This window comes from Arsenophonus nasoniae DSM 15247, from assembly GCF_000429565.1.
Classification (GTDB): domain Bacteria; phylum Pseudomonadota; class Gammaproteobacteria; order Enterobacterales; family Enterobacteriaceae; genus Arsenophonus; species Arsenophonus nasoniae.
Map to the genome: position 1 here is coordinate 1 of NZ_KE386922.1, position 1,259 is coordinate 1,259.

The following is a 1,259-nucleotide window of genomic DNA, read 5'->3' on the forward strand; positions in this document are numbered from 1 at the left end:
AAACGCCTTCTGGCTATTGGTAAGCCCTTTTCTTTCACTTCTTGCCACATATCTTGTTGTATACCAATTTTCATTGGGCATAACTTGCCATCAGGAAATAGACTAGGCCAAAAAGTGGTTATCTGGGAAATCGCTTCTTCTAACGGCAATCGCTTTTTAGGCGGTGTAGGTGGTTTTGGTATTTTAACCTTCACTTCCTGTTTAGGTTTAACTACCGATTTCTGGGGCTGCTGTTTTGCTACCTTTTGGGATTTCGGTTTTTTTAACTTTTTTTTGGACGCAGGATTTACCCATACCTTTTTACCATAAACAGGGGTACTTGAAGTCTGCTCTTCCTGAGAAGCCTTTCTAGGTCGATTGAGGGTTAATTTCTGCCGTTCGGTCATGGTTTAATCTTTAAACAGGTTACTCATTTCAGCATCACTTAAGCCCGTAAATTTTATCACAGATTGCCTATCCATGCCACTTTCTAGCATTTGGCGCGCTATCTTCATCGAAGCCTGTTTTTCGCCTTCAAGTTTGCCTTTTTGAACACCTTTTTGTTCACCAATTTGAATACCTTTTTGAATACCTATTTCTTCAATTTGTTGAGCAATAGTCATAAGTGCTCCTTCATGTTTCTCTGATTGTTTGGCTATCTCAGTGATAAATTCCATTGGCTTTTTGGCGTTACCTTCCTGGATGAGATAGTTAAACAGGGTGATAACTTGATTATCGGTATAATAATTATACGACAACAGCGTGACAATTTCATTCATAAGCTCTGTCATATCCCGTCGGCGAATGTGCTTCTGTATCAGCGTTAACAAAGCCATTCGCTTATGTTGCATAATCTCACCATCTTCAAGTGTGGTGACATCTGCTAACCGAAACGGTTGCGTATAGATACTTTCGGCTAGTTTTCTATCATGAAAACAGTCCAACCAATTCGTGCTATAGGGGTGAGGACTTTGTTCACCACAGTAAAAGAGTATTGGAAATACCAACGGTAATTGTTTGTTTCCGGCTTCTAAATGCTTTTGCATGGCAGCAAGACTATAGCGCATCAATCGCCACGCAATGAGTTTATCAGGGGTGGACTGGTGCTCTATGAGAACATAGATATATCCACTTCCCTTCGTTGTACTGACTGAATAGAGAATATCACTCTGGTAATTTTTCATCTCACTATCAACAAATGAGCCAGACTCCACTTTGAGGCTATCCAAGTCACACAGCGCTTTAATCTCATCCGGTAGCCAGATATCGAAGAAATCTTT

At 40.4% G+C, this 1,259-nt stretch carries 1 protein-coding gene and 1 pseudogene; both read right to left on the reverse strand.

Features of this window, described 5'->3' with window-relative positions:
• A pseudogene (locus tag G468_RS0119275) lies at positions 1-386 on the reverse strand (ProQ/FINO family protein); the annotation flags it as partial.
• A 3-nt stretch (positions 387-389) separates the two neighbouring features.
• On the reverse strand, positions 390-1,259 hold an 870-nt coding region (locus tag G468_RS22210; protein WP_211229694.1), incomplete at its 5' end, for an Rpn family recombination-promoting nuclease/putative transposase.